This is a genomic window from Lachnospira sp., from assembly GCF_016290755.1.
GTDB classification, from domain to species: Bacteria; Bacillota; Clostridia; order Lachnospirales; family Lachnospiraceae; genus Lachnospira; species Lachnospira multipara.
On the sequence record NZ_JAEEVD010000038.1, the window covers coordinates 1 to 24,067 of the forward strand.

Sequence of the window (24,067 nt, forward strand, 5' to 3'; positions counted from 1 at the left end):
GAACAGTAAATTAGCTGAAATTCCAATTATTTGGTAAAAAGTAATATATAATCGGTAGTATTATTTTTCGTATAGGCAGCGCAAATCGATAAATTGGTTATGCGTTGTCTTTTTTTGTGGTTATCCACTACATAAAAACGTGTAAATACACATAAAATGGTAATGGTTATTGTTTAAGAAATGTATGTTTCGAGAAATGCGCAAATTTATAGACATTCACACATTATTCGATATAAAATTAATGTGTGAAAGGTGGTGGCAAAATGAGCAATATTATTGAAAAATTAATTGCAGAATCGACAGATGGCCTTGTAAAAGTTACTGATGTTGAAGCTTATGGCGGAGATCGTCGAGCATTAAAAACTTATGTAAATAACAACAAACTGATGAGAGTCGGTCGGGGACTATATCAGATTACAGATGAATGGGAAGATGATTTATATATCCTTAGCGTAAAATATCCCAAGGGTATAGTGTCTCATGAGACAGCATTATACATTCATGGATTTACAGATCGAATTCCTGCTGTATATTCATTTACTTTTCCTCAGGGCTATAATGCACCATCTTTGAAAAATGAAAATGTAATTATAAAAAGAGTAGTGCGAGATAAATACTCTTTAGGATTGAGTGATGCACTGTCTTTCAGTGGGAATCCAATCCGCGTCTATAATATAGAAAGAACTTTGTGTGATATTGTTAGGGGCGAAGGTTCTGATATTCAAATTGTTCTTGACGCGATGAAGAGATACGCAAAATATGAAAATAGAAATATAAATCTTTTAATGGATTACGCAGAGCAATTACATGTTAAGAAAAAGATTTTGCGATATATGGAGGTACTACTATGAAAACCAAAAATGCAATCCGGCCAACAACTTAGAGGTTCAAGAAATGAATTGCAATGTTTATAAATATAATATAGAATTATTGTAGTTTTTTAACCTTAAAAACTATGGAGATATATATGCGGTTTTTTGATAAATTCAAGAAAAAGCAAAATTAAAAAGGAGAATTTGTAACGTGAAAAATATTAGATTTTATGAGGCAGAAAAGTATAATTCAGATGATTATGAAAAAGTAGAAGATATGATATACAAAACTATAGATAAAAAATCTTATGGTGAATCTTTATCACTTAAGGGGTGTTCAGATACCGAGTTGGTTTCGAAATTACTGAAATCAGAAGACTGGGCTCAGGGAAGCGGAGAATTTCTTGAGGAGTACATGATACTTACATATGATGGAAAAAGATATTATCGTGAAATCGAAAATGTCGGAACAGATGATGATATTGTCTGGGAAGATTTACATGATCCTAATGAAAAGGAGGTTATTTATGTGACTTCTATAGTTTTTGAGCCAGAACCTGAGCTAGAAGAAAATGAACCTAGCGATCCTTACGTTTCGCAGTATCCTTTAGACGATATATTGGATAAGTTTTTTGTGTATTGTAATGACATGTATGAAAATGAAAATGAATCTGATAAGAATCATTCATATGTTGAATTTGCAAGTGAAAAAATTGAAGAAATCAGAGACTTACTATCTATTATTGGCAAGCATGTTTATAACAAACTGGAAGGTGAATATGTATATCTAAAAATAGAATAAAATGTAGAGGTTGATGACAGTTAAATAAAACTTATAAAAGTCTATAAAATACTGTTGAGTTTTATAAGTTAATTACAAGGCAAAAGAGCTAATAAAGCTAAGAAACTTGTCCAAGAATTGATTCAAGGGAGGAGAGTAATGATAAAGGCAATAAAAGTAATGTTGATACCTAATAACGTGCAACAAACGAAAATGTTTCAGTACGCAGGTGCAGCAAGATTTGCTTTTAATTGGGCTTTAGCTAAGGAAAAAGAAAACTACGAAAAAGGCGGTAAATTCATTCCAGATACAGAGCTTAGAAAAGAATTCACAAGACTTAGAAATTCTGATGAATATATTTGGTTACAGCGTATTTCTAACGATGTAACCAAACAGGCAATTAAAGATGCTTGTACAGCCTATAAGAACTTTTTCAAGGGTGTTTCAAAATACCCAATGTTTAAGTCCAAAAAGAAATCAATACCAAAATTCTATCAGGATAATGTCAAAATACAGTTTAGTGATACTCACGTTAAATTTGTGAGCTTTTCTTCTAGTAGAAGAGCCAATAAGCAAAAATTAAACTGGGTGAGACTTGCAGAGCACGGACGCATTCCTACGGATGCTAAATACAGGAATCCAAGAATATCCTTTGATGGATTGAATTGGTGGATTAGCGTATGTATAGACTCTCCAGACTGTAAGGAAAAGCTTAATGGCGATGGTATAGGAATTGACCTTGGAATAAAAAATTTGGCTATATGTTCTGATACTAATAAATATAAGAACATTAACAAAAGTCAAACTGTTAAGAAACTTGAGAAACGCAAACGTAGATTACAACGCAGCGTATCTCGTAAATATGAACAAAATAAAAAGAAAGGAAAATACTGCAAAACTAATAATATAGTTAAAAATGAAAAACTTTTATTAAAAGTAAATCACAGATTAACAAATATCCGTAAGAATTATTTGAATCAGACCACATCTGAGATAGTAAATCGAAAACCAAGATTTATCTGTATTGAAGATTTAAACGTTAGTGGAATGATGAAAAATAGGTACTTATCTAAAGCGGTTCAAAATCAGGGATTCTTTGAATTTAGAAAACAACTAGAATACAAATGCAATGATAGTGGTATTCAACTTATTATAGCTGATAGATTTTATCCATCATCAAAAATTTGTAGTTGCTGTGGGAAAATTAAAAAGGATCTAAAACTATCTGATAGAACTTATAGATGTGAGTGTGGAAATGTTATAGATAGAGATTTCCAAGCATCACTCAATCTAAGAGCTTATGGAGAAAAATTTGCAAGCTAACACTTAAATGTTAATGCAAATATGTACGGATACGTTAGTTCGGAATTTACGCCTATGGAGAGTACAAGAACTTGTGAGTAGATAGGTATTTATACCATCAAAAGCATACTCGCTGAAGTAGGAATGAAACATAAAGTATATAACTTTTTATAAGTTTTCAGTAACGGTAATTTAATAATGTCAAGAAAACTAGTTATAGGTGGCTTTTATAAGCATTTTAAAAATAAATTATATAAAGTAGATAATATAGTTTACCATTCAGAAACAAAGGAGGCCCTAGTTTTATATCAGGCTTTATATGGGGATTTTAAGCAGTATGTAAGACCTCTTGATATGTTTATGAGTGAAGTAGACCATGTGAAATACCCAGAGGTTAAGCAAAAGTACAGATTTAGCCAGGTTTCACTAGATGAATTTGGAAATGTAAGCCCAATAGATGAGGCAGAAACTGCATTTTCAAAGGAAGAAGAAGTTTTTGCAACAGCAGGTCAGATAGAAGCTACAAGCCCAGAGACAGATTCTAGTTCAAAGGAAGATAGAATCGCTAGCTTAGTAGAAAAATTCCTTGATTCAAAGGAATATGAAGATAAATTAGATGCTCTATTATTGCTAAATAATAATATCAATGATGATTTGATAGATTTATTTGCAGAATCCCTTGATATTGTAGTAGAGAAGGGTAACTTAGCAGATAGAGTAAGGTCACTAAAGGCTGTCTTACAAGCTCATACTAAGTATGAGGGAGGAAGACTTAGACGATAAAATTAAAGAACCGGAGGGCATGAATGGAGATTACAGAAAAGAACTTTTCCTTTGTTACACAGGATATTAAAGAGTTAGCCAACAAAGCACGTTCAAATAACAAAATTAGTGAACCCTTATATGAGAAATACCAGGTAAAAAGAGGATTGCGTGATTTAAATGGTAAAGGTGTTTTAACCGGACTTACAGAAATTAGTGAGATTGTTTCTAGCTATACTGATGAAAGCGGAAAGTCTCATCCTTGCGATGGAAAGCTATATTATAGGGGCATAGATGTTGAAAATTTTATAGCAGGATTTACACAGGAGAAAAGATTTGGTTTTGAGGAAGCGACATATTTGCTTATGTTTGGAGAACTTCCATCAAAGCCACAGCTAGACAGATTTAAAGAGATGTTAGGGGAGTACAGACAGATTCCACCTAACTTCGTAAGAGATATTATTATGAAGAAGCCAAGTAAGGACATTATGAATGCCTTAGCTAGAAGTGTGCTTATGCTTTATTCTTATGATAATAAGGCGGATGACATTTCCCTTCCTAACGTAGTTAGACAGTGCATGCAGTTGATTTCAGAATTTCCTTTACTTGCGGTTTATAGCTACATTGCCTATAGACAGTCAACGTTTGGCGGTAGCCTTATAATTCACGAGCCAAGACCGGATCTTTCTACTGCTGAAAATATATTGTGGCTCCTTAGACCTGACAGCAAATACACTAAGCTAGAGGCCCAGTTACTAGATGTGTCTTTGGTTTTGCATGCAGAACATGGCGGTGGTAATAATTCTACCTTCACAACTCATGTAGTAACTTCTTCAGGCACAGATACTTATTCGGCAGTGGTTTCTTCCCTTGGCTCTTTAAAGGGACCAAAGCATGGTGGCGCCAATATTAAGGTGGTTAAGATGTTTGAGGACATTAAAGAACATGTAGAGGATTGGAATGATGAAGAGGAAATAGCAGAGTATCTTGACCTCATTTTACATAAAAAAGCTTTTGATAAAACTGGACTTATTTATGGAATGGGTCATGCGGTTTACTCTCTATCAGATCCAAGAGCTAGAGCTTTTAAGGGTTATGTAGAGAAACTTTCAAAGCAAAAAGGTATGGAAGAAGAGTATCATTTAATGACAAATGTAGAAAAAATTGCCGCAGAACTTATAGCTAAGGAAAGAAAAATCTATAAGGGTGTTTCTGCAAATGTGGATTTCTACTCAGGTTTTGCCTATAGAATGTTGGGGCTTCCTATGGAACTTTATACTCCAATTTTTGCCATTGCTAGAATTTCAGGTTGGTCAGCCCATAGAATTGAAGAGTTAATCAACTGTGGTAAGATTATTAGACCGGCTTACATGAATGTGCAGGAGAGAAGAGACTATATACCACTAGAAGATAGATAACACTTGAACGCAGTGCCACTGCGTTCATGAGGAAGTAGCGAAGCGGATTCCGAATGTCCGCTTTACAAATATTTAATGTTGTAGTAATCTTTGTTTAAGGGATTTAACAATTTAATATCTAGCGAGAATGAGGTGGATTTATGAAAATTGTTGTTTTAACTGGGGGTGTAAGCAGCGAACGTAACATGTCTTTATATTCGGCATATAACATTTGCTCAAGCTTACGTAGATTAGGTCATGAAGCTAATATTTTGGACTTGTTCTTTGGCATTGATAGCGAAAGAGTGGATGGATTTTTTAAGGAGGACAATAACCTTGAAAAGGAGATTAAGCTTTTAAAGAACAGGACCGCAGAAGTTAATGACGAGGTAATAAGACGACAAGAAGGTAAACTTGGTATTTTTGGTGAAAATGTAATCGATATATGTCGAAAAGCCGACTTAGTCTTTATGTCTGTAAACGGTAAGGTTGGTGAAGATGGACATATTCAGGCAGTCTTTGACTTATTAGATGTAAAATATACAGGTTCAAGTCAGATGAGTTGTCTACTATCTCTTGATAAATATCTTACAAAAAAGGTATTAGTACCAGAAGGTATTCTAATGCCAAAGGGCTTTATGTTAAAGAAGGGCCACAAGGCAGAATATGTTCCTTATCCATGTGTTGTAAAACCATGTAGTACAGGTTCAAGTATTGGCGTATCTTTGGTAAATAACGACGAAGAGTTAACAAGAGCGATTCAAGATGCATTTTCCTTTGACAATAGGATTATCGTTGAAGAGTACATAGAGGGTAGAGAGTTCTCTGTAGGTATTCTTGATGGCAAGGCACTTCCTGTTATGGAGATTCGACCAAAGGATGGCTTTAATAATTATAAGAGCAAGTGGGATCCAGACATGGAAAGCGAGAAGATTTGTCCCGCTAATCTTGATAAGGATACAGCTAGGAAAATGCAACGCTTAGTGGAAAAGGCTTGCGACATCCTTGATATGGATATCTATGCAAAGGCTGACTTGATTATGAGTGATGAGGGAGAAATTTACTTACTTGAAATCAATAGTCTTCCAAATATGTTAGATACAAGCGTATATCCAAATATGACGGCAGCAGATGACATTTATTATGATCAGTTAATTGATATAATTATTAAAAAAGCTAGATATTATATAGGTCATAATAATGGACAAAACTAGCTAAATTAGGTATATTAGTATTCTATTGAATATTAATTTGGAGGAAATAATATGAAGACTTTTAAGAAAATGACAACTGTTATTTTTGCTTCAGTTTTACTTTTCACATTAGTTGCATGTGGCGGAAGCAAGTCAGTTGTTGGTACATGGACATCGGTTGAGGATGATATTGCTTATACTTTTGTTTTTGAAAAGGATGGAACAGGTTCTCTTGATTTAAGTGGCGTTTCAGTACCATTTGAATATAAGGTTGAAGATGATACAATTACACTTACTATGACTCTTCTTGGTACAACAGAAGAAGATGAGTATACTTATGAATTGTCAGATAAGACATTAAAGTTAACAGATGATGCTAATGTTACTATTGAGTTAACTAAGCAGTAAAATTAACTTGTGTTGGGCAATTTAGTTTGATTTATAAGAGAATAATTGATATTTAAGGAGCTGATAAAGTTTTACTTTGTTAGCTCCTTTTGCTATTTTGCACTAATACAAATCTTTTTTAAAAAGAAAAATGGTAAATTTCCCTAAGTGAACTATTTTGTATAAATACCCCCATTTTAGAGGGTGTTACTTTTTATGTGCAATATGTATAATAATACCTACCGAGAATTTAAATTCTTGGTAAATATATCTAGCTGGTTGATTTATTGGTGAACAAGGTATTTCGCGGGGTGGCTTTACACATATTTTGCACCAATTATCACCACTAGATTAAAAAATGCTAAGGGACGGAGCATTTTTTAGTATAAATTAGGGAGGTATTTATGATTAAGAACTTTAAGAAGTATAAGGCTATGAGAATTGCCGCATCAGTTATGTCTGCTCTCATGGTCACAAGTCTTGTTCCAACATATCTTTACGTTGGAAATCAGTCAAGTATCGTTGCTTACGCTGCAACTGCAAGCAGTGAAAGCTCATTAGTTACATGGTCTGCTGCTGATCTTCGTGCTACAATCGGCGCTGATGCAGACTCAAATCTTAGATTAGTAGGTGCATGGAGTACATTAACTGAAGATGCTTCAGATGAAGGATATTTCCCAGATGGATTAGCAAAGGCTAATTCAACTGCAAAAGCTACAGAAAATGGTAGTGGAGCAGGCACAATTCCTTCATCAGGTGCGTATTTAGAATATACTGCAACTACTAATGGTGTTTTCACAATGGATGCAAAGGTAAGTAAGAATAAGACACTTTACGTTGTTGATAGTGATGGAAATATTATTGTATCAAAAACAGCAGGAGCAGATGCATCTTTATATGACACAATCACATTTGAAGTTACAGGTGGTAAGACATATTACGCTTATGTAGCTGGATCAAAGGCTCAGATCTGGCAGGCTACATTTAAGGCTAGTGAAGTTACAGTAGATGCTGAAAGTCTTTTTAATACAACTAGTTCTGCTACTGCAACTCAGGGCTTTATTTTAAGAGGTGAGGGTTGGTCAAAGAATGATGCAACTGATTCAGGTACATTTACAGATGGTTTAGCAATTGCTGGTGTAAATGCTAAGGCAGGTTCTGTAAAGGCTAGTCCATCAAATGGTGCAGTTCCAACAGCTGGCTGCTATTTAGAATACACAGCAACTACTAATGGTTCAGTCTCAGTTGATGCAAAGATTAATAAGAATAAGACATTTTATGTTGTTGCTTCAGATGGTACAGTAGTTTATACAAAGGCTGCAGGTGCTGATTCATTATATGAAACAGTTACATTTGATGTAAAAGCAGGTTTAACATATTATGCTTATGTAGCTGGTGCTACAGCTCAGTTCTGGCAGGCAAAGTTTAGCCCAATTAGTGAAGCAAAACAGACTCCTTGGGATGAGGTAGAGGCTCCAAAGGTAACTTCAATTGAAGAATCAGGAATGAATCTTGTGGTTAACTTTGAAGGAAATGTTGATTCTATAACAGGTGCTGATGACTTACAGGTAACTTTATACTACGAGAAAGATGGCACATATTATGAAGTAAATACAGTAACAATTAAGAATAATACAACAAAGTCAGCTACATTTACTCCACTTTGGAGTGGCAACTACAAGGCTGTAGTAGCAGCTGAAAGAGCTGGTGAGGCAGTTAAGTATTCTGATGAAGCTTTTAAGACAGGTTATGTATTAGCTGTTAAGGAACCAGTCATTGAATCTATCATTACTAATGATGATGGAACAGTTTATCTTGATTGGTTAAATCTTGAAGATGCAGATAAGTATGATGTATATGCTAAAAGTTCAGACTCAGAAAATTACGAATTACTTACATCTACAGAAGATGCTAATGCAACAGTAACACTTGCAGAAGGCACATACGACTTTAAGATTAAAGCAACAAGAAATTCTGATGGCTATGTTGCTACAACAACTAAGACAGGCGTTGAAATCAATAAAGAAGATGATAGAGTTTGGAATATTGCAACAGTTGGTTCTGCTCAGGAAACAAATGCAGTAATTACAACAGAAGCAGGAACAGAATCTATTAACATTTCATCTAAGGATTCAGCTACAGAAAAGGTTGGCTTAGTTGAGAATGTTACAAATGTAGCTAATACATCAGGTTCAATTGAAATCGCTGGTGCTGCAAATGGTAAGATTTCAGATGGTGAGGAAGGCTTCCAGTACTACTACACAACAGTAAATCCTAACACTGAAAACTTTAAGTTATCAGCTACATTTACTATTACAGACACATCACTTACACCTGATAACCAGACAGGTTTTGGTATCATTGCTTGTGATATGTTAGGTTATAATTTCTGGGGAACACCAGATTATGTTCATAAGTATTTTAACTCTGTATCAACTCAGATGTTCTCAGCTAAGGCTGGTTTCATCGGACAGAGAATTATTACAGGTTACTCATCAGTTGATACAACAGATTATACAGGTGTAACTCGTACAACAAATCAGCAGAAAGCTAATGGTCAGACAGCTAACTTTACTACAGGCGCTTCATATGAATTTACACTTGAAAAGACTAATGATGCTTGGGTATCAACAGTTAATGGAGTAGAAGTTTCTAGCTCAGATCTTTCTTGCCTTACAGTACAGGAAGATGGCTCAATTACAGTTGGTGTATTTGTAGCTAGAAAGGTATCTGTTAATATTTCTGATATTAAGTTTGAAACATCTGATTCAACAGGTGTTGGTGAATCTTCAGACTCTAGTGTTAGCACAGCAAGCGGTAGAGTTTACTCAACAAATATTTCATCTGTTAAGGATTATGAATTCATTTATTCTCCAACAGCTTCAGGAAATATTGTTGTTTACAATGTTGATGGTTCAGTAGCTTACGAAGGACATTTAGATGCTAATGAAGTATTAAGAACAACAGTTGAACTTACATCTGCAACTAATACAATTAAGTATGATTTTACACCAGATGGACCAGAGGTTCAGGAACTTACATCTTATCAGACATTACAGGGTTCAATCACTGTATCTTATAAGACAGTAGGAAATGTTAACGAGATTTTATATGTATCAGCAGACGGTAGTACAACAGCAGCTGGTACTAAGGAAGATCCAATGGATTTACAGACAGCTGTAAATTATGCACAGCCTGGTCAGTACATTTTAATGCTTAATGGTACTTACAAGGGAAATTCATTAAAGATTTCAAGATCTATGTCAGGTACAGCTGATAAGCACATTAAGTTAGTAGCAGAAACAGCTGGAAAGGTAATCTTTGATGGCATGGGTATCAGCTTAACAGGTAGCTACTGGGATATTTACGGAATTCATGTTTATTATCCAAATGCAGTAGGTATCCAGGTTGGTGGTAACTATAACACAATTGAAATGTGTACAGTAGAAGGCTCTGCAAATACTGGTATTCAGATTAGTAGAGTAGATGGTGCAGAAAGAGAAGCTGGTTTAAGCGGATTATTATGGCCATCATATAACGTAATTAAGAACTGTGAATCATTTGATAACTGCGATAGCGGTAGAAATGATGCTGATGGTTTTGCTGCAAAGCTTACATCAGGTGTTGGAAATGTATTCTATGGCTGTATTGGTCATAACAATATTGATGATGGTTGGGATTTATTTGCTAAGACAATTTCTGGTGAAATTGGCGAAGTACAGATCATCAACTGTGTAGCTTATAACAATGGTTGGTTAACAACAGATGATATTACAGCAGCTGGATATGAATTCGGTGAAGGTAATGGATTCAAGCTTGGTGGTTCATACATGAAGGGTGGCCACGTATTAAAGAACTCAGTAACATTTGGTAATATTGGTAAGGGTATTACTTCTAACAGCTGCCCAGACTGTAAGATTTATAATTGTACATCTTATGGTAATGCAGTAGGTGATGAAGGCGTTTATAATGTAGGTCTTAACACTAAGGATAGCTTAGTTAAGGAGTGGATTGTTTCAGGTCTTATTTCTGTAACATCTACTGAGAACTCAACAACAGCTGATTTAGTACCTTACTCACTCTTAACAGAGAATAACTACCTCTACAATGGTAGCAAATCAAGAAATAATCAGGGCGTTGTAGTTACTGATGATTGGTTTGAAAATGTAGACCTTACAAATCTTCCTACAAGAAACGAAGATGGAACAATCAACATGCATGGCTTACTTGTTCTTACAAGTGCAGCTCCATCAAATTCAGGTGCAAGACTTGATGTAACATCAGATGCAGCTAAGTCATTACAGCCAACATTTGAAGCAACATCAGTTGTTTATGAAATGTTAGATGGTGCAGATCAGACACTTGAAAGAGGTCAGGACTTAGTTCTTAGAAGCTCAGCTGATCTTGATAAATTTGATATGCTTATGATTGATGGTGTAATTGTTGATGAAGAAAATTACACACTTGCATCAGGTTCTACAATTGTAACTGTAAAGTCTGCATACCTTGATACATTAATTGATGGTAGACACAGCGTTGAAATTGTTTCAACAGATGGAAATGCAACTACAAGCTTTACATTACTTGCAGCAAAAGCTGAGGATACAACAGGTAAAGAAGATGTTACAAATGAAGAAGTTGCAGCAGATACAGAGCTTGTAAATGATAAAATTGAAGCTACAGAAGTTGCAGCAGATTCAACAAATGTTGCAGTAGTTTCAAACGATGCAGCTACATCTGAGACAGCTACAACAGATAAGAAGACAGCTGATACAAATCCAGTGCTTCCATTAGCAATTATGTTAACATTAAGCATGGGTGCAGTTGTTTTAGTAAAAAAGAGAAGAGTTGAGGAGTAATTTGCTAACAAGAGTATAACTTATAATCATAGACTTCCAAATTTAGAGAGGCGCCAATTGGCGCCTTTCTTCTTTTTGTAGTTAATCGCAAAGCGATTCACTACTTGTGTGTGAGAACTTCCCCTACAAGCACTTCTCAGATTGTAAAAAAACGACACAATTCATTTCCCTAGTTTACATATCCAAAATCCTATGTTAATATTTCACCCGTAATCATTTTCTTTAGTTGCAAGTCGCAACAATTTTCATTTTTATTTAAATCAATATTTTACAAAAGTTAAATCAAGGAGGAAATAATATGCATGATATTATTGAACATTACGGAAAGGTAATTATTGCCCTAGCAGGAGTTTTAGCAGCTACACTTTTAACAGCCGCTGTAGTAACAATCGTTTCAACAAAGACAAAGGGAGCTGTTGATAGCATCTCTTATGAGAATCAGATTTATAATGCAATTGATGCAGAATCTAACTAAAGAGGGTTTGTTTAATGATTAATGAAGAATTAAATAGAGCCCTAAGTTATAGAAAAGAAGAGCTCTTTAGCGAGCTTATTGAAGAAATTAATGATGATAATATAACGGATATTGAATGGGATGGATATAACCTTTGGATTACAGAACTTGGCAGAGGATGTCGCATTTCTTCAAAAGAGATTTCAGATAAATTCTTAGATAACTTATCGATTAAGTTAGCAAATATTATGGAAGTTGCCTTTAATAGAATTCATCCAATTTTGGAGGCTAACACTGAAAGCCTTAGAATTTCTATTTGGCACGAGTCAAGAACCGGCAAGAAAAGTGTTGCCATCAGAAAAATCCCTGAGAAATTAAGATTTGATCATGAGACCTTAATAAAGTCTAATTATTGCAGTGAGGAGATTTTAGCCCTTATTGAAAATAGTACCATAGCCCACTTAACTACTGTAATCGGTGGTCAACCACATGCGGGAAAGACAGAGCTTTTAAAGTATATGTCCACATTTATACCGGCAAGGGAAAAGGTAGGCGTATACGAGGATAATCAGGAAATTCACTATAGAAAACTTAATCCTCACAAAAAATGTGTGGAATTTTATGTGGATTCTAAGCTTGGTTATGCAGACATTATTAGGGCTGGCCTTAGACACAATGTGGATTGGATTTTACTTTCAGAATCAAGAGGCGAGGAGGTTTTAGACCTTTTAAATAGCTTATCTACAGGAGCTATCTGTATGACTACAATGCATCTTGATGATGTTCGTGATATGCCAGATAGAATGTTTAATATGCTTAGAGACTCGGGAGTTTCAGATAGATTTATCAATAACATTTATCAGTATATCGACCTAGTTTGCCTAGTGGAATGTGATAAATTTGAACAAAGAAGAATTAGCCAGCTAGGCTTTTTAGTAAGAGAGAATAACGAGAATAAATGTTATCTAATTTATGATAATGGTAAATTAATTACAAAAGAGCTTCCAGAAGAAATCAAAGAAAAATTTTTAAAATACGGCATCGTTGATCCATTTGTTAGCCAAAAGGGAGGAGATTTGTTCTATGAAGAGAATAATTAATTATTTCTCCTACAAGCAGATAAAAAAGGATATTTATAAAGATACTGAGAGTCAAGGAAGAACTAAAGGCTTTAATTTAAAGCTTTATTTACTATTAATGCTTTTAAGCTTTATATTAGTCTTTTCCTTTTGTTTTTTATTTAAAATCGGTCTATTTTTTAATTGCCTTGTGGCAGTTTTCTTTTTAACACAAGTTCCAATAATTATTAGAAGAAAATATTTAGCAGCCAGTAATGAGAATAAGTTTAAGGACGTGGATGTTTATTTGCACCAGATGCTTTATTCCTTTAGACGTAGCTCTAAAATCGACAGGGCCCTTAAGGATAGCTATAAGATTAGCGAGGGCAAGTTAAAGACTTGTATAAAGAAAGCTCTTGATGAACTTTCCTTTGGTGTAGGTGAAAATGTGTACAAAGACGCCTTTGATATCATTGAAGCCGAATATGGTTGCGATAGAATGAGGGCTTTACATAAATTTTTAATGGCGGTAGAAAAGAAGGGCGGTAATACAAGAAATTCCCTAGAAGTTCTAAATTATGACTTTGATAACTGGGTAAGTAGTGTCTATAAATTTCAAAAAGAAATTAAAAAAATACGAAGAGATACAACAATCGGTTTATTTATAAGTATAGGACTTGCCTTAATTACTTCTTATCTTTGCCTTAGTCTAAATCGTTTTTCACAAAATCCAATTGATATTACAAAAGATCTTTCATATAACATTTCAACAAGCGTTTTCCTAATTTTATCCATAGCTTTTCTTAGCTGGAATTTATCTAGCTATAAAGGGGATTATTTAAAGAGCCTAAGGTCTGATAAAAAGATAATGGATAATTATAACTTAGCCTTTAAAAAGAGCACAAAAAGCCTATATCTAATAAGCATTCCCTTAATTGTAATAATTTTACTTGCAGCAATAATTTGCTTTATTTTAAAACTAGAGATAATTTCTATCTATCTATTAATTTCTATTGTTTTTGTTCTTATACATCCAGTAACGGCTAAGAGAAGAGCTAAAAAGATTGCGGTAAATGATTTAAGAGAAGGCTTTACTAGCTGGCTTCGTGACCTAAGTCTTGGGCTTTCAAAGGCACCTTTATATGTAGCACTAGAACAAAGCTTAAGAAATTGCCCCATTATTATTAAAGAAGAGCTAGAAAAGTTTTTGGAAAAAATCGACATAAATCCCTTAGATGTAAATCCTTATTATGAGTTTTTATCAGAGTTTAACTGTCTTGATGTTTCATCTGCTGTAAGAACCCTATATTCCATTGGTGAAATGGAAAATGAAAGCGCAGACGAGACTATTAATGTATTGGTTAAAAGAAACAATGAGATTTCTCAGAAATTTGATGAGGAAAGATATAGCGATATTACTAGCGGTTTGAAATTCTTAGAGTATTTGCCAACATTTTTTGCAGCCTTTAAGATTTCAGCAGATATGCTACTTATTATCACAAGATATCTATAGATTGCAGATAAAGGAATAGAAGATTATGGAAAATATATTAGAAGAGTATGCAGGACTTATAATGGCTATCATAATGGTTTTTGTAATAAATGGACTTTTTTTAAAAGTATTAATAGGAGTTTAACATGGGAGAATATGTAAAATTATACGGAGAAGTAATTGTAGCAATGCTTTCTATGATTGCCGTATTTACTTTAGCTTCTAGCCTCTTTGTAACATTTTTAAAATTCGTAGAAAACACATTGATAGCTTGTTTAGGTTAGGAGAGGTATGAAGTCAGTAATAGAAAGTTATATATACCTGATAATTCTAGTATTAATCGTCTACTTTAGTTTGGACTTTATTATGATTAATGCTAGGGTTTCAAAGGTAAACACAGTGGCTAGATATGTGGAGAACACAATTGAGGTAAATAAAGAAGAAGGAAAGGCTAAGGCAATTTCAATGGCCAGGTCTAATGGTATGGATTTGGTATTTAAAAATGCAGAAAGCACCACAGATTTTTGCTATTACGAATATGACCTTAGCTATAAGATTCTTTCAGCAAGTTTTAGAATAAATAAGACAAATACTTATCACGGTCTAGCCAGGTATAAAAGGAATAATGGAGGATAAATATGAGAGCATTAATCACAGGTTCAGGCCTATTATCACTAATATTTATCCTAGTGGTTACACATGGTTTTTTAATAGAAAAAAATGCAAGAAATGAAGAACTTATAAGGGCTGTGGATAGTTCTTTAAATTACAGCTTTGATAAGCTAAATGAAAAGTACGAAACTATAAATGTCCATGGCCTTAGCTTTAGCCAGAAAAAGGATCTAGAAGAGGAAATTAAGCTAGCCTTTTGTAATTGTCTAAGTAAAGAGATAAGTTCAGATGCAAATTATGAGATAAATTTTAAAGAGATAAACCTTGAAAAGGGTTACTTAGATGTGGAGGTAGTTATGAGCTTTAAGCACAGTTTAAAGGGAAGGGAGTATTGTTATTATGAAAAGTTTATGGGCTTACATTAGTAAAATAATTCTTTTTCTTTATGGCTTATTATTTATTTCCAGTCTTATATCAGTAAATTCTTATGCTTCAAATTCACCCCTTTATAAAAGCATGAATTTTAGAATTAATGGCGCTCCAGTAGGCTCTGTTATTGAGTTTTATTTAATTGATGATGATGATAAAAACAATCAGGTTAGGATTTTAAGTCTTAATGTAAGAGAAGATTATCAGTCCTTAAGAGAGGTGGGAGTGCCCTCGCTATATGATGGCTTTGATGGTGGTAGCATATCTATTGAAGGTAGTGCAAGTACTGGCTTTTACGTAACCTTTCATGAAGTAAGCATTTACCGTCAAACCCCTTGGCTTAGGATTACAGGTACTGTCCTTAAAGGATATGATGTGTCCTCAGCCATTGAAACAGGTGTGGCTAATAGTGTAATTGAGGGCCGTAATAAAAGCCTTGCTGAGCCAAATTACGAAGGCTCTATTCCTGTTAATGAAAATGGCGAGCTAAATAAATACGTGGGTCTAACCTTTAATGGTGCCGAGATTAATTACATTTGTAGCCCCCATAAATATAGGGTGATTTATGATTCAAACGGGGCAGGAGAGTCAAAAGAGCAGCAAGTAACTTATGGTGAAAACTTTAATTTGCAGGCGAATAGCTTTATTAGAGATGGCTTTAATTTTCTGGGATGGAGTAGAGAAAGGAATTCAAAGAATAATATTTATAGAGAGGGGGAATGCCTAAAGAATTTAGATGAAAATAATGGCGCAGTGGTTTATTTTTATGCTGTTTGGGAAAAGAAGGACTGGGACGTATTTTTAATTAATTCAAGTCAAAATAATGGTATTTTAGTAAGTAAAGAAGCTGCAGCAATTTCTGATTCTTATTTTAAAAAAGACTATTTAAATAGGAGTTTTATTTTGAAAAATAAGGACATGGGTAAAGACACTTATAAAGGCGAATATAGTGTTACAAAGTCTGGTGTAACTAAAAACTAGATAGTAAAAAATTGACCTAGTAGAAAATTGACATGAACTAGTATTTAGCTTAAGATTGAGAAGTGTTAAAAATTTAAAAAATAAGTGGAGGTTAACATGGATCAATTTTTTAACAGCTTAAATGCTGGCGAAATTCCAATATTAAAATGGTTTGCTACATTACACAATCCAATTACTGACCCAATCATGTTTGTAATTACAAAACTTGGTGATAAGGGAATTATCTGGATTTTACTTGGATTATTAATGCTTTTTGTTCTACCTAAGAAATATAGAAAGGTAGGCTTAACTGTTGCAGTTGCTTTAATTTTCTCAGTAATCATGTGTAATGGTGTTATGAAAAATGTATCACATAGAGTAAGACCTTTTAATTTTGATAGTTCACTTTTTGAGACACAGATATTTAATGTATTTGCCTCAATTGATGACTGGTCATTCCCATCAGGACATACATCAGCATCCTTTGCAGCAGCAATTGCTATTATTTTGTGGAGAAAGAGAGAGGGTATATGTGCCCTTTGTCTTGCAGTACTAATTGCATTTTCAAGATTATACCTAACAGTTCACTATCCAACAGATGTACTAGTAAGCTTAGTACTAGGATCTCTTTATGGTCTTCTTGCTTACTTGCTTGTAAAGTGGGCCTTAAAGAAGTTTGACAGACTTAGAGCTGTCTTTTGTGATGGAGAGAGTTATAAATATCTCTTCGTAAAAAAAGAAGCTAATTAGTAGGCGATAATTTTTCATAGGATATATCAAAAAAGATATAACAGAATTAATTTGGGAAAGTTTTATAGAAATATAAAACTTTCCTTTTTTAATTTTACAAAATATTTTTTTAAAACTCATTGAAGGGACTTTAGATAAGTGTTACAATGAAATAAGCTTTTAGAAAGTGTTTTGCTAAAAGTGAATTAACAATAATTTATATCAAAGGGAGGTAGTATGAATTATATAGGTGTTGATTTGGGGACATCTTCTGTAAAGCTTCTTTTAATGGAGCATACAGGTAGAATTCTAAACTCAGTGTCTAGAGAATATCCAATTTATTTTCCAAAGCCAGCCTGGTCTGAGCAGAATCCAGAAGACTGGTATAAAGAGACTATTCTTGGAATTAAAGAGCTTATAAAGGATTTTGATAAGACAAGTATTAAGGGCCTTAGTTTTGGCGGACAGATGCATGGCCTCGTAATTTTAGATGAGAAGGATGAGGTTATTAGACCTGCAATTCTTTGGAATGATGCTAGAACTGGCAAGGAGTGTGACTATTTAAATAACGAAATCGGTAAGGATAAGCTAAGTAAATACACAGCTAACATTGCCTTTGCTGGTTTTACAGCTCCTAAGCTTTTATGGCTAAGAAACAATGAGCCTGAAAATTTTAATAAAATCAAGAAGATTATGCTACCTAAGGATTATTTAGCATATAAGTTAACAGGCACATTTTCAACAGATGTATCTGACGCTTCGGGAACATTACTTTTCGATGTTAAGAATAGAACTTGGTCTAAAGAGATGCTTGATATCTGCGGCATTAAACTAGAACAGATGCCAAAGATTTTTGAAAGCTATGAGGCAATTGGTTGCTTAAAGGCTGAGCTTGCAAGTGAACTTGGTCTATCTTCTGATTTAGTAGTGGCAGCAGGAGCTGGTGATAATGCAGCAGCAGCTATTGGTACGGGCACTATTGGAGAGGGAAAATGTAACATTTCCATAGGTACAAGCGGAACCGTATTTATTTCAAGCAAGAGCTTTAAAGTAGACCCTAATAATGCTCTACATTCCTTTGACCATGCAGATGGAGCCTATCATCTAATGGGCTGCATGCTTAGTGCAGCTTCTTGTAATATGTGGTGGATGGACAATGTCCTAAATACTAAGGAATATAGTAAAGAGCAGGAGGATATAGATGATTCTAAATTGGCTAAGAATCATGTATATTTCCTACCATATTTAATGGGTGAGCGCTCACCACATAATGACCCAAAGGCAAGAGCTTGCTTTATTGGAATGACTATGGATACTACAAGAGCAGACATGACTCAGGCAGTTTTAGAAGGAGTTGCCTTTGGTCTTAGAGATTCTCTTGAAATTGCAAGAAAAGAAGGACTTGTAATTCCAGAGACAAAGCTTTGTGGAGGCGGTGCTAAGTCTGAATTATGGTGTAAGATTTTAGCAAATGTACTTAATATCAGAGTAGCAAAACTTGAAAGTGAAGAAGGCCCATCTATGGGAGCATGCATTTTAGCAATGATTGCATGTAAGGAATATGAAAGCTTAGAGGAAGCAGTAAGTAAGATTGTTAAGCTATCTAAGACAATTGAACCAGATGAAGATATTGCCAAGGCTTACGAGCTTCGTTATAAGGAATTTAAGGAGCTATACCCAGCCCTTAAAGATAGCTTTAAGTCAATTGGTGCATAAGCCCTAATTGACTTAAAGGGATAGATTAAAAAATGGAGGAAGTTATAATGAGATTTTTTATTGACACAGCAAATGTTGAGGACATTAAGAAGGCTAATGATATGGGAGTTATTTGTGGCGTAACAACAAACCCATCATTAATCGCAAAAGAAGGTAGAGATTTTAAGGAAGTAATTAAGGAAATCACAAGCATTGTAGATGGCCCTATTAGTGGAGAGGTTAAGGCTACAACTACTAAGGCTGAAGATATGATTAAGGAAGGTAGAGAAATTGCTAAGATCCATCCAAACATGGTAGTTAAGATACCTATGACAGTTGACGGACTTAAGGCAACTAAGGTATTATCTAGTGAAGGAATTAAGGTAAATGTGACATTGATTTTCTCAGCTAATCAGGCTTTACTTGCAGCTAGAGCTGGTGCAGCTTATGTTTCACCATTCCTTGGTAGATTAGATGATATTTCTCAGCCAGGTATTAACTTAATTGAAGATATTGTGGCAATTTTTTCTAATTACGATATTCAGACTGAAATCATTGCAGCAAGCGTTCGTAATCCAATTCATGTAACTGACTGTGCTATTGCAGGTGCAGACATTGCAACTGTTCCATATAAGGTAATTGAACAAATGGTAAATCATCCACTTACAACAGCTGGAATTGAAAAATTCAAGAAGGATTATATTGCTGTATTTGGTGAATAAAATATAAGAATAGAGGTGTAGAATGTTAACTACAGAAAAGCTTACAACAACTGACGTAAAAAAGATTAATAAGAACAGGGTTTTTAGACTTATCCATTTTTCTGGAAAAGTAGCAAGACAGGAAATTTCAGATGCCCTAAGATTATCCTTACCAACGGTTAATCAGAATTTAAAGTACTTATTTAACGAAGACTTAATTGAATATGCAGGAAATTTTGAATCTACAGGTGGTCGTAAAGCCCAGGTTATTATGGTTAAGGGAAGTTCAAAATTAGCTATTAGCGTTAACATTACAGCTAATGAAATAGTAGCCTATTTAGTAGATTTAAGAGGCGTGGTAATCGATGAAATTAAGCTTTCAGTTAATATTGTTAATAACGATTTTGAGGCTGATATAGCTTCTCTAGTTAATAATTTAATTAGTAAGAACAATATTATTAAGGAAAATGTACTTGGCGTCGGAATTACAGTGCCTGGTATTTTTGATAACGATAATAAGATTATTTTATCAGCACCAACTATGGGTCTTAAAAACTACGAGGTTAAGAATCTTACAAAGAATATTGACTTTAAGACTATTGTTGTAAATGATGCAAAGGCCTATGCTTTTGCTAATTACTGGAAGAATAAGCAAAGAGAGGCAGCAGGTTTAATCACTGTAAGAAACTTTGATGAGAAAAAGCTTATGGATAATGATTTTTCAAGCGTTTATCTTATGCTTAATGAAGGTGTTGGTGGTGCCTTTATTGATGGAGAAACAATAAGAAAGGGTATTCATAATAGAGCCGGTGAGTTTGGTCATATGACAATTTATCCTGGTGGGGAAAAATGTTATTGCGGTAAGCGAGGTTGCTATGAATCCTATGTTTCAGCAAGAGTATTATCAACTAAATTAGGGGTAAGTCTCGATACTTTCTTTAGAAAACTAAAGGAACACGACAGAGAGTATTCAAAGGTATTTGATAAGTATCTAGATGATCTCGCAGTGGGAATCAATAACATTTTCCTTATGAATGATAGTAACATCTGTCTATGCGGCGAAGTTGCAACATATCTTAAGGATTATGAAGAGGATTTAAAGAGAAGACTTATTGATTACTGTGCCTTTGATACAGATGCAAGTTATTTACAGTTTACAACTTGCTCTGAAAGTGAGGCTAAGGTTGGCGCAGCCTTTATGTTTTTAATAGATTTTATTGCATCTATCTAAATAATTAGCTTATAATATCAGACAGGAGATTTTATTTCTCCTGTCTTTTTTTATCTTGATGAAGGCTAGAATCACGCCTAAAGTTAGATTAATTATCTATTAGATTTAGAAAAGACATAATGATATGTAGTATTTTAAAATTTGGGAGGAAGATAAATGATAGCAGATTCAATGGTATCTTTAGTTAAGGGTAGCTCTGTAATTAGAGCAATGTTTGAGGAAGGCAATAGATTGGCAAAGATATATGGTAGAGAGAATGTTTACGATTTTTCTCTTGGTAATCCTAATGTGCCAGCCCCTAAGGAAGTTAATGAAGCAATCAAAGAGATTGTTGACAATGAAGAGTCTACATTTGTCCATGGATATATGAGCAATGCAGGTTACGAAGATGTAAGAGAAGGAATTGCTAGCTCAATTAATAAGAAGCACGATACACATTTTAATGCTTCTAATATAATTATGACAGTTGGTGCAGCAGGGGGTCTTAATTCAATTTTAAAGACTTTACTTAATCCCGAGGATGAGGTACTATGCTTTGCTCCATTTTTTAGTGAATATAGAAATTATGTGTCAAACTTTGGAGGAAAACTTGTAGTTGTTCCTGCTAATACAGTGGATTTTAATCCTAATTTTGAGGAATTTGAAAAGCTAATTAATGCTAAGACTAAGGCTGTAATTATTAATAATCCTAACAATCCAACAGGGGTTATTTATAGTGAGGCTACAATTAAGAAACTAGCAGAGATTTTAGAAAATAAGCAAAAGGAACTTGCTACTAGCATTTACCTTATTTCTGACGAACCATATAGGGAACTTGCCTATGATGGTATAGAAGTTCCTTACCTAACTAAGTATTATAAGAATACTATTGTTGGTTATTCTTACAGTAAGTCTCTTTCTCTTCCAGGTGAGAGAATTGGTTATCTTGTTTTACCAGATGAACTTGATGATGCAAATGATATTAAGACAGCCGCAGCAGTTGCCACAAGAATCTTAGGCTTTGTTAATGCACCATCTCTACTTCAAAGAGTAATTTTAAAGACTTTAGATGTAGATATTTCTGAGAATATTGCAGTTTATGATAAGAATAGAAAGACACTTTATGAGGCCTTAACAAAGTATGGTTTTGACTGCGTTAAGCCAGAAGGCGCTTTTTATCTTTTTGTAAAATCTCCAACAGAGGATGAGATGGAATTCTGCAATGCAGCTAAGAAGCATAACATTTTAATGGTGCCAGCTACAAGCTTTGGCTGTAAGGGCTATGTAAGAATTGCCTACTGCGTAAGCTATGAAACAATAGTTAATTCTCTTAGCCATTTTGAAGAATTAGCTAAGGAGTTCAATTTATAATTTTTGTAAAAAAATCACCTATAAAGGAGAATTAAATGAAAGTTTGGGAATCATATATTAGAAAAGTGGAGCCTTATGTTCCAGGCGAACAGCCAAAGATTAAGAATGTAATTAAGCTTAATACTAATGAGAATCCTTACCCACCTTCAAAGGCGGTAATGGATGCCTTAACTAAGGTAGATCTTGATAGTTTAAAATTATATCCAGACCCAGAGGTTACAAAGCTAAATGAATCTATTGCAAACTTCTATGGTGTTAATAAAAATCAGGTATTTACAGGGGTTGGTTCAGATGATGTTATTTCAATGATCTTTATGACATTTTTTAACTCAGATAAGCCAGTCTTATTTCCTGAAATATCTTATTCTTTCTACAGTGTATGGGCCGACTTACACAAAGTCCCATATGAAACTGTAAGACTTGATGAGGACTTTAACATCTTAGTGGAGGATTTTAATAGAGAGAATGGCGGTATTATTTTCCCAAACCCTAATGCTCCAACTTCTAAGTATTTAGAGCTTTCTAGTGTTGAAGAAATCATTAAGAATAATCAGGATTCAGTAGTAGTTGTTGATGAAGCCTACATCGATTTTGGTGGGGAATCGGCAATTAAATTTGTGAATAAATACGACAACTTAATTGTTGTGCAGACATTTTCAAAATCCAGATCTATGGCTGGAATGCGTATAGGTTATGCTATTGCTAATGAGAAGTTAATTAAGGCTCTTAATGATGTGAAGTTCTCATTTAATTCCTACACAATGAATAGAACAGCTATTGAACTAGGAACTGCGGCTATTAATGATAAGGTTTACTTTGAAGAGTGCTGTAAAAAGATTGTGGCAACTAGAGAAAGAGCTATGAAGGCCTTAAAGGAGCTTGGTTTTAGCTTCCCAGAGTCAAAGGCTAATTTCATTTTTGCTAAGCATAAAGATGTTCCTGCAAGTCTTATTTTTACAAAACTAAAAGAGAAGAACATTTTCGTAAGATATTTTAATAAGCCAAGAATTGATAACTACTTAAGAATTACAATAGGTACAGATGAGCAGATGGATGCTCTAATAAAGGCGTTGAAGGAGATTTTATAATGGCTATTCCTTTTAATCAGAGAAATTTTCAAAAGGAACTAGATAAGTTTGTCTTAAAATTACAAGAAGAAAAAAAGGTGCCAACAATTTTGTTACACAGTTGTTGTGCGCCCTGTTCAAGTCATTGCATTGAGTATTTATCTCAGTATTTTAGAGTGACAGTTTTTTACTATAATCCTAATATTTCCTATGAAGAGGAATATAGAAAGAGAGTAGAGGAAGAGAAGCGTTTTATTAAGGAATTCCCTACTAAGTATCCGGTGGAGTTTATAGAAGGAGACTATGATACCTCTAAGTTTTACGATATGGCTAAGGGATTAGAAAAATGTCCTGAAGGTGGGGAAAGATGCTTTAAGTGTTATGAACTTAGACTACGAGAAACAGCTAAATTAGCTAAGGAAAAGGGCTTTGACTACTTTACAACTACACTTAGTATAAGTCCTTTAAAATCAAGCCTTAAGCTTAATGAGATCGGTTTAAAGCTTGAAGAAGAATACGGTATGAAGTATTTATTGTCAGATTTTAAAAAGAAAAATGGTTACAAAAGATCCATTGAATTATCTAAGGAGTACAATCTATATAGACAGAATTTCTGCGGTTGTGTCTATTCTAGAGTGGAAAAAAAGGATAGTTCAAGACTCGCTCGCGAGTCTTGCGCGCCGGATTCGGGTCTGCTTCAGCAGACAAATTCCTGTCCGAATCCGTGCGCATCCTCGCGGAGCGTTTAACTCAGTCGGAGTTTGTACCCCGACTAAGTATAGTTTGTCATAACCCC

At 34.3% G+C, this 24,067-nt stretch carries 22 protein-coding genes; all 22 read left to right on the forward strand.

Annotation, left to right across the window (positions count from 1 at the left end):
- The first annotated feature begins 263 nt into the window (after window positions 1-263).
- The 22 genes from QVA17_RS09185 (at window position 264) to QVA17_RS09290 (ending at window position 24,020) form a co-directional block, all read left to right on the forward strand.
- Window positions 264-851 carry a type IV toxin-antitoxin system AbiEi family antitoxin domain-containing protein gene (locus QVA17_RS09185; RefSeq protein WP_287388259.1) on the forward strand — a complete coding sequence of 196 codons (588 nt, stop codon included), beginning with the start codon at window positions 264-266 and terminating at the stop codon, window positions 849-851.
- 172 nt (window positions 852-1,023) lie between these two features.
- The gene (locus QVA17_RS09190; protein ID WP_287388268.1) at window positions 1,024-1,614 is read left to right on the forward strand and encodes a hypothetical protein; all 591 of its coding nucleotides are present in this window, start codon (window positions 1,024-1,026) and stop codon (window positions 1,612-1,614) included.
- 138 nt (window positions 1,615-1,752) lie between these two features.
- On the forward strand, window positions 1,753-2,916 hold the full coding sequence (locus QVA17_RS09195) for an RNA-guided endonuclease InsQ/TnpB family protein (protein WP_287388270.1): 1,164 nt from the start codon (window positions 1,753-1,755) through the stop codon (window positions 2,914-2,916).
- Between the two features lie 177 nt (window positions 2,917-3,093).
- Window positions 3,094-3,678, forward strand: a complete 585-nt coding sequence (locus tag QVA17_RS09200; RefSeq protein ID WP_287388272.1) for a DUF1653 domain-containing protein — start codon at window positions 3,094-3,096, stop codon at window positions 3,676-3,678.
- A 23-nt stretch (window positions 3,679-3,701) separates the two neighbouring features.
- Window positions 3,702-5,075, forward strand: coding sequence for a citrate/2-methylcitrate synthase (locus QVA17_RS09205; protein ID WP_287388273.1), 1,374 nt, complete (start codon window positions 3,702-3,704; stop codon window positions 5,073-5,075).
- A gap of 140 nt (window positions 5,076-5,215) precedes the next feature.
- The gene (locus QVA17_RS09210) at window positions 5,216-6,268 is read left to right on the forward strand and encodes a D-alanine--D-alanine ligase family protein (RefSeq protein ID WP_287388276.1); all 1,053 of its coding nucleotides are present in this window, start codon (window positions 5,216-5,218) and stop codon (window positions 6,266-6,268) included.
- Window positions 6,269-6,319: 51 nt separating this feature from the next.
- Window positions 6,320-6,655: a DUF5640 domain-containing protein gene (locus tag QVA17_RS09215; RefSeq protein ID WP_034245767.1), complete on the forward strand. Its 336-nt coding sequence runs from the start codon at window positions 6,320-6,322 to the stop codon at window positions 6,653-6,655.
- 383 nt (window positions 6,656-7,038) lie between these two features.
- Complete coding sequence (locus tag QVA17_RS09220; protein ID WP_287388278.1) at window positions 7,039-11,493, forward strand: hypothetical protein; 4,455 nt, start codon at window positions 7,039-7,041, stop codon at window positions 11,491-11,493.
- A 298-nt stretch (window positions 11,494-11,791) separates the two neighbouring features.
- Window positions 11,792-11,968, forward strand: coding sequence for a hypothetical protein (locus QVA17_RS09225; protein ID WP_155885947.1), 177 nt, complete (start codon window positions 11,792-11,794; stop codon window positions 11,966-11,968).
- Between the two features lie 14 nt (window positions 11,969-11,982).
- The gene (locus QVA17_RS09230; RefSeq protein ID WP_051195395.1) at window positions 11,983-13,047 is read left to right on the forward strand and encodes an ATPase, T2SS/T4P/T4SS family; all 1,065 of its coding nucleotides are present in this window, start codon (window positions 11,983-11,985) and stop codon (window positions 13,045-13,047) included.
- Entirely contained in the window at window positions 13,031-14,518 is a 1,488-nt protein-coding gene (locus tag QVA17_RS09235; protein WP_287388279.1) for a hypothetical protein, read from the forward strand. The genes QVA17_RS09230 and QVA17_RS09235 overlap by 17 nt, the downstream gene beginning before the upstream one ends.
- A 125-nt stretch (window positions 14,519-14,643) precedes the next feature.
- On the forward strand, window positions 14,644-14,781 hold the full coding sequence (locus tag QVA17_RS09240; RefSeq protein ID WP_155885946.1) for a hypothetical protein: 138 nt from the start codon (window positions 14,644-14,646) through the stop codon (window positions 14,779-14,781).
- 7 nt (window positions 14,782-14,788) lie between these two features.
- A complete protein-coding gene (locus QVA17_RS09245) occupies window positions 14,789-15,133 on the forward strand; it encodes a hypothetical protein (protein WP_027431158.1) in 345 nt (114 codons plus the stop codon).
- Between the two features lie 2 nt (window positions 15,134-15,135).
- Entirely contained in the window at window positions 15,136-15,534 is a 399-nt protein-coding gene (locus tag QVA17_RS09250; RefSeq protein ID WP_027431157.1) for a hypothetical protein, read from the forward strand.
- Window positions 15,509-16,519 carry an InlB B-repeat-containing protein gene (locus tag QVA17_RS09255; protein WP_287388280.1) on the forward strand — a complete coding sequence of 337 codons (1,011 nt, stop codon included), beginning with the start codon at window positions 15,509-15,511 and terminating at the stop codon, window positions 16,517-16,519. The genes QVA17_RS09250 and QVA17_RS09255 overlap by 26 nt, the downstream gene beginning before the upstream one ends.
- Before the next feature lie 96 nt (window positions 16,520-16,615).
- On the forward strand, window positions 16,616-17,248 hold the full coding sequence (locus tag QVA17_RS09260; RefSeq protein WP_027431155.1) for a phosphatase PAP2 family protein: 633 nt from the start codon (window positions 16,616-16,618) through the stop codon (window positions 17,246-17,248).
- Window positions 17,249-17,464: 216 nt separating this feature from the next.
- Window positions 17,465-18,943 carry a xylulokinase gene (gene xylB, locus QVA17_RS09265; RefSeq protein ID WP_287388281.1) on the forward strand — a complete coding sequence of 493 codons (1,479 nt, stop codon included), beginning with the start codon at window positions 17,465-17,467 and terminating at the stop codon, window positions 18,941-18,943.
- A gap of 47 nt (window positions 18,944-18,990) precedes the next feature.
- Window positions 18,991-19,644, forward strand: a complete 654-nt coding sequence (gene fsa / locus QVA17_RS09270) for a fructose-6-phosphate aldolase (RefSeq protein ID WP_027431153.1) — start codon at window positions 18,991-18,993, stop codon at window positions 19,642-19,644.
- A gap of 22 nt (window positions 19,645-19,666) precedes the next feature.
- The gene (locus tag QVA17_RS09275; RefSeq protein WP_287388282.1) at window positions 19,667-20,854 is read left to right on the forward strand and encodes an ROK family protein; all 1,188 of its coding nucleotides are present in this window, start codon (window positions 19,667-19,669) and stop codon (window positions 20,852-20,854) included.
- Between the two features lie 156 nt (window positions 20,855-21,010).
- Complete coding sequence (locus QVA17_RS09280) at window positions 21,011-22,204, forward strand: pyridoxal phosphate-dependent aminotransferase (protein WP_287388283.1); 1,194 nt, start codon at window positions 21,011-21,013, stop codon at window positions 22,202-22,204.
- Window positions 22,205-22,239: 35 nt separating this feature from the next.
- Window positions 22,240-23,292 carry a histidinol-phosphate transaminase gene (gene hisC, locus QVA17_RS09285; protein WP_287388297.1) on the forward strand — a complete coding sequence of 351 codons (1,053 nt, stop codon included), beginning with the start codon at window positions 22,240-22,242 and terminating at the stop codon, window positions 23,290-23,292.
- A complete protein-coding gene (locus QVA17_RS09290; protein ID WP_287388299.1) occupies window positions 23,292-24,020 on the forward strand; it encodes an epoxyqueuosine reductase QueH in 729 nt (242 codons plus the stop codon). Before hisC ends, QVA17_RS09290 begins: the two co-directional genes overlap by 1 nt.
- Window positions 24,021-24,067: the final 47 nt, after the last annotated feature.

Excerpts from the sequence above, each read along its gene's own strand:
- QVA17_RS09195 (WP_287388270.1), top strand. The coding sequence starts at position 1,753 with ATGATAAAGGCAATAAAAGTAATGTTGATACCTAATAACGTGCAACAA.
- QVA17_RS09220 (WP_287388278.1), top strand. The coding sequence starts at position 7,039 with ATGATTAAGAACTTTAAGAAGTATAAGGCTATGAGAATTGCCGCATCA.
- QVA17_RS09210 (WP_287388276.1), top strand. The coding sequence starts at position 5,216 with ATGAAAATTGTTGTTTTAACTGGGGGTGTAAGCAGCGAACGTAACATG.
- QVA17_RS09225 (WP_155885947.1), top strand. The coding sequence starts at position 11,792 with ATGCATGATATTATTGAACATTACGGAAAGGTAATTATTGCCCTAGCA.
- QVA17_RS09215 (WP_034245767.1), top strand. The coding sequence starts at position 6,320 with ATGAAGACTTTTAAGAAAATGACAACTGTTATTTTTGCTTCAGTTTTA.
- QVA17_RS09255 (WP_287388280.1), top strand. The coding sequence starts at position 15,509 with ATGAAAAGTTTATGGGCTTACATTAGTAAAATAATTCTTTTTCTTTAT.
- QVA17_RS09200 (WP_287388272.1), top strand. The coding sequence starts at position 3,094 with ATGTCAAGAAAACTAGTTATAGGTGGCTTTTATAAGCATTTTAAAAAT.
- QVA17_RS09250 (WP_027431157.1), top strand. The coding sequence starts at position 15,136 with ATGAGAGCATTAATCACAGGTTCAGGCCTATTATCACTAATATTTATC.
- fsa (WP_027431153.1), top strand. The coding sequence starts at position 18,991 with ATGAGATTTTTTATTGACACAGCAAATGTTGAGGACATTAAGAAGGCT.
- QVA17_RS09230 (WP_051195395.1), top strand. The coding sequence starts at position 11,983 with ATGATTAATGAAGAATTAAATAGAGCCCTAAGTTATAGAAAAGAAGAG.
- QVA17_RS09275 (WP_287388282.1), top strand. The coding sequence starts at position 19,667 with ATGTTAACTACAGAAAAGCTTACAACAACTGACGTAAAAAAGATTAAT.
- QVA17_RS09205 (WP_287388273.1), top strand. The coding sequence starts at position 3,702 with ATGGAGATTACAGAAAAGAACTTTTCCTTTGTTACACAGGATATTAAA.
- QVA17_RS09235 (WP_287388279.1), top strand. The coding sequence starts at position 13,031 with ATGAAGAGAATAATTAATTATTTCTCCTACAAGCAGATAAAAAAGGAT.
- hisC (WP_287388297.1), top strand. The coding sequence starts at position 22,240 with ATGAAAGTTTGGGAATCATATATTAGAAAAGTGGAGCCTTATGTTCCA.
- QVA17_RS09260 (WP_027431155.1), top strand. The coding sequence starts at position 16,616 with ATGGATCAATTTTTTAACAGCTTAAATGCTGGCGAAATTCCAATATTA.
- QVA17_RS09185 (WP_287388259.1), top strand. The coding sequence starts at position 264 with ATGAGCAATATTATTGAAAAATTAATTGCAGAATCGACAGATGGCCTT.
- QVA17_RS09290 (WP_287388299.1), top strand. The coding sequence starts at position 23,292 with ATGGCTATTCCTTTTAATCAGAGAAATTTTCAAAAGGAACTAGATAAG.
- QVA17_RS09245 (WP_027431158.1), top strand. The coding sequence starts at position 14,789 with ATGAAGTCAGTAATAGAAAGTTATATATACCTGATAATTCTAGTATTA.
- xylB (WP_287388281.1), top strand. The coding sequence starts at position 17,465 with ATGAATTATATAGGTGTTGATTTGGGGACATCTTCTGTAAAGCTTCTT.
- QVA17_RS09240 (WP_155885946.1), top strand. The coding sequence starts at position 14,644 with ATGGGAGAATATGTAAAATTATACGGAGAAGTAATTGTAGCAATGCTT.
- QVA17_RS09280 (WP_287388283.1), top strand. The coding sequence starts at position 21,011 with ATGATAGCAGATTCAATGGTATCTTTAGTTAAGGGTAGCTCTGTAATT.